Below are 4,452 nucleotides of genomic sequence, written 5' to 3'. Positions count from 1 at the left end.
AGTATGTTGCGCGGTAAATGAGCGAGTCTGTTAAGGCCTGGTTTGTCCGCGAAGTGCTCGTTCACGAGGAGTTGCTGGTCAACTACCTGATTCGCGTGTGGCCACGGCGCGACGAAGTCGCGGACTTGCGCCAGGAGATCTACATCCGCGTCTACCAATCTGGAATGACTGCGAGGCCCGCTTCCGCTAAGGCGTTTCTGTTCGCCACTGCGCGTCATCTCATGATCGAGCGCATCCGGCGGCAACGGGTGATTGCGATCGACACAGTGGGGGATCTAGACGCATTAAACGTCCTCATAGACGAGATTTCTCCGGAGCAGCGGGTGAAGGCAAGGCAGGAGTTGCGTCGCCTGGCAGTTGCCTTCGATGCGTTGCCGCCCAAGTGCCGCGATACCGTGTGGCTGCGTCGGGTGGATCAGCTCTCGCAGAACGAGGTCGCTGATCGTCTGGGTATTAGCCCCCGCACCGTTGAGAAGCACCTCATGAAGGGCATCCGCCAGTTGGCCAACGCCATGCTAGGCACTGAATTTACTGCCACACAGGATAAGGAAGACTCGGACGCCGGCGAGGAGCAGAGCGTCGGTCGGGAGCGTCGAAGATGAGCATAGAGAGCACGGAGCGGGCGGAGCAAGAAGCTGCGGCATGGCTCATGCGGCGTGAAGGCGTTGACTGGAGCGAAACAGATAAGGCACACCTCGAGCAATGGCAGGACGCATCGCTGGAGAACGCCGTCGCGTTCATTCGGCTGGAGCAAGGCTGGGAAAAAGCGCGTCGCTTGCATGCGCTAGCCGGTGGGGTAGAGAAGGGTACCGTTCCGCCGCCGGGGCAATGGCAGATTTCACCGTTCTTTGAGGCAGAGCTGAGTCTCGCAGCCGAGCGACGTGCGCAACCACCTGTGGGAGTAGCAGAAGTAGCGGGCAATGCGAACCGCTCGAATCGGGCGCGTTGGGGTGCGTTAGCTGCGACCGTTCTCGTTGCTCTTGGCACCACGGCGTACTTGGTTGTCGATCACTATGCGGCCGATCGGTATTCGACGTCCCTCGGTGTCGTTACCTCCGTACCCATGTCCGACGGCTCTCGCGTGACATTGAATACCGCGAGCGAGATTCGTTTGGCGCTCACCGATACCGAGCGCAAGGTCGAGCTCGCCAAAGGTGAGGCCTTCTTCGAAGTCGCAAAGGATGCTAGTCGGCCGTTCGTAGTCGATGCCGGAAGCAAACGCATTGTCGCCGTCGGGACGGCGTTCTCGGTTCGACGGGAACGCGATGAGGTGGCGGTCGTAGTGACCGAGGGCGTGGTGCGGCTCGAGTCTGTAGAACCGTCCGGAGCGGGCGAGGTTGCTAGCGTGGCGACGCGGCTGGAGTCGCTGAATGCTGGCAAGGTCGCTCACGCCACTGCCGACGGGGTGCTGATCGAGAACAAGGAAGCGCTAGAGTTGCAGGAGCAGTTGGCATGGCGCACGGGGTATCTGGTGTTCAACGAGACACCGTTGGCCAATGCGGTGGCAGAGTTCAATCGCTATAGCGCGCAGAAGATCGTCATCGACGATCCCGCCGTGGCGGGATATCGAGTGAGCGGCAAGTTTCGCTCGACCAGTCTTGATGCCTTCGTGCGGTTGTTGGGTAATGCTTTTCCCATCGAGGTTCAGCGCGAGCGCGAACGCATCCTGCTTACCAAACGCGACTGATCCTCGGTGATCACCGCAGCTTGAGAACTGTCATTGCCCGGCGCTGTTGAAGATTTTTTCAGGAACGATGGGGTGAAACGACAACTGTCTCGTCATCTTCCCTAAGCGGCCCACATAGCGCCGCAATAGGGGTTAAGCATGTCGATGAGTTCAATGATCAGATCTGCCGTGCTCGCTGCGATCTCCAGCGCAGCGCTGGTGGCGCACGCGGCGGAAAGCCCGCAAGCCCTCGACGTTCCGGCCGGCGATCTCACATCTGCATTAAAAATTCTCGCGATGCAGACCAATGTGGAGTTGATGTTTCGCGGCGAGGAGTTGGCGGGTTTTCAAACCCAGGGAGTGAGCGGCACGCTGTTGCCCAGTGAGGCGATTCAACGCTTGCTCGAAGGCACCGATCTGAAGATTTTCGTGGATCCGGACGGCGCGTTGCTGATCGGCAAGGAGCCGGGTCAGGCAAACAGGCGCTTCCAGCAGATCGGCTCACGTAGCGCGTCGGCTGCCGTTCGCCTGGCTCAGGCGCCGTCGAGCGAGCGCACCCAAGCGAATGACACAGTGCCGGTGGGCATCGAGACGGTCAATGTCTTCGGTACACTGGATAATGAGCTGAGTGTGGGGTCCAAGTCCGGCTTGTCGCTGCGTGAGACGCCGAAGTCTGTCACGGTCGTCACTCGCGAGCGTATCGAGGCTCAGAATCTCACCTCGCTGGTAGACGCCATGAATCAAACGACGGGCGTGACCGTCGCCAACTATAGTCCGGTGAGCAATGCCTATTTTTCCCGCGGCTTTCTGGTTCAGACCATCCAGCTTGATGGCGGTGCGCCAGCGTTTCTTGGGGGTTTCGGTTCGTTCCTGACGCCGGATACCGCTGAGTTCGATCACGTCGAGATGTTGCGCGGTGTGGACGGCATGTACAGCGGCGCCGGTGAACCGGGCGGCGTGATCAATCTGGTGCGCAAGCGCGCCAAGGCCGCTCCCGCCATGACTGTCAGTGCGTCGGCCGGCAGCTGGGACAGCTACCGTGGCGAGATCGATGTGACCGGCTCGTTGGCGCAGGACGGCCGATTGCGCGGGCGCGCGGTCGGTTCGTACGAGAACAAATCCTATTTCTATGACAACGCGGAGTCCGACAAGCGGCTCGGCTTCGCGACCATCGAGTACGACCTGACGCCCTCGACGCTGCTGATCGCCGGCGGCAGCTATCAGCGCCGCAAGGAAGACGGTTACACCGGTCGCGGCTTGCCGCGTTATAACAATGGTGCGGATTTGCATCTGGGCCCCGAGACGTCGTTGACGCCGAAGTGGAGCCATTGGTACTCGACGACCAAAGAAATGTTCGCGCGCGCTGAGCAGTCTTACGGCGCCTCCGGCGTGGTGAAGCTGAACTTCACGCGCATCGAGGAGTCTAGCGACTCCGACTACATGTATGCATTCGGGGCGATCAATCCGACCACGCTCGCCGGTGCTCAAGTGCGTGCGTTCGGCGATCAGTACAGCACCACTCAGGAGTTGTTGGATCTGTCCGCCAGCGGCAAGTTCACGCTGTTTGGCCTCGAGCATCGCTACACGGTCGGCACCGACTATTCGCGCATCGACGGCGGCGGGCAGAAACTCTTCTTCCTGACGGGTTATGCACCGTTCGGCACTACCTACAATGCCATCAACTTGTTCGATTTCGATCCGAACAATTACCCGCAAACTGCGCGGGTGCCTCGCGGCATGTATCCAGTCAACCAACAGTCGCAGAATGGATTCTACGGCACCATTGGTATTCAGCTGGCGGAGCCGTTGCGGCTGACACTCGGCGGCCGCTACGGCACGTATCGTTACGAGCAGGTGTATCAGCCGTGGGTGCTCGCGACTGGAAGCTACGGTACACCGTCGGTCACTCGCTATGACGACAACAAGTTCATCCCCAGCGTGGCGCTGGGTTGGGATTTCGCAACGGACTGGTCGGCGTATGCCAGCTATGCGGAAACCTACAAGGTCCAGGCGAATCTGTTGCAGGGACCGTTGCCCGGCACACCGCTGGATCCGATCACCGGCGGCGGCTTTGAAGTCGGCGTGAAGGGTGAATTGTTCGGCGTTCTGAACGTTGCAGGCGCCGTCTATCGCATCGTCCGTGAGAACCAGGGTGTGCAGGATCTCGCGTATCCGCCGGGGACTGTCAGTAGCTCCGGCAGCAGCTGCTGTTACATTCAACAACAGGACATCACCAGCGAAGGCTTCGATGCCGAGATCAGCGGCACCGTACTGCCGGGCTGGCAGATGTTCGGTGGCTACACTTACAACCAGAATAAATCCGAAGGCGGTACCGCCAGCACCGTCTACTCCAGCGGTGCGTACTATCTCGATAGAACGCCGCGTCACATGGTCAAGTTGTGGACGACGTGGCAGCTGCCGAATGCGCTGTCGCGCTGGACGCTCAACGGCGGCGTTGTGTGGCAGACGGAAACGTCCGTCTCCGGCACAGTGGTCACCAACACCGCGACCAACGTACCGTTCACGTTCACGCAACCCGGGTATTCGTTGCTGAATGCCTCGGTTCAATATCGCCTCACGGACAATCTGACGCTTGGTCTATACGGCGACAATCTGCTCGACAAGACCTACTACCGCGTCATCAGCAACAGCGTCACCGATAACTACTACGGCTCGCCCCGCAGCTTCGTCTTCACGTTGCGCGGTCAGTGGTAAGGACGCGGACCTGACGTTACCTCGTTAGAGCGGCCGGGCGTCGATGCCCGGCTGCTCACCGCGAACCTGCT

3 protein-coding genes are annotated in these 4,452 nt (G+C 60.2%); all 3 read left to right on the top strand.

Annotated elements, in window-relative coordinates; genetic code table 11:
• Positions 1–17 precede the first annotated feature (17 nt).
• Entirely contained in the window at positions 18–602 is a 585-nt protein-coding gene (locus tag JNL55_RS18240) for an RNA polymerase sigma factor (protein WP_293856740.1), read from the top strand.
• Positions 599–1,687, top strand: coding sequence for a FecR family protein (locus tag JNL55_RS18235; RefSeq protein ID WP_293856737.1), 1,089 nt, complete (start codon positions 599–601; stop codon positions 1,685–1,687). Before JNL55_RS18240 ends, JNL55_RS18235 begins: the two co-directional genes overlap by 4 nt.
• Before the next feature lie 153 nt (positions 1,688–1,840).
• The gene (locus JNL55_RS18230; RefSeq protein ID WP_293856734.1) at positions 1,841–4,381 is read left to right on the top strand and encodes a TonB-dependent siderophore receptor; all 2,541 of its coding nucleotides are present in this window, start codon (positions 1,841–1,843) and stop codon (positions 4,379–4,381) included.
• Positions 4,382–4,452 lie beyond the last annotated feature (71 nt).

The sequence above is a fragment of the Steroidobacter sp. genome (assembly GCF_016790065.1).
In the GTDB taxonomy this organism is placed as follows: domain Bacteria; phylum Pseudomonadota; class Gammaproteobacteria; order Steroidobacterales; family Steroidobacteraceae; genus Steroidobacter.
The sequence above is the reverse complement of the archived record's forward strand: the minus strand, read 5'-3'. Positions and strand labels throughout refer to the sequence as shown.

What these genes read in the sequence shown, in the direction of transcription:
- JNL55_RS18240 (WP_293856740.1), top strand. Translation starts at nt 18, where the DNA reads ATGAGCGAGTCTGTTAAGGCCTGGTTTGTCCGCGAAGTGCTCGTTCAC.
- JNL55_RS18235 (WP_293856737.1), top strand. Translation starts at nt 599, where the DNA reads ATGAGCATAGAGAGCACGGAGCGGGCGGAGCAAGAAGCTGCGGCATGG.
- JNL55_RS18230 (WP_293856734.1), top strand. Translation starts at nt 1,841, where the DNA reads ATGATCAGATCTGCCGTGCTCGCTGCGATCTCCAGCGCAGCGCTGGTG.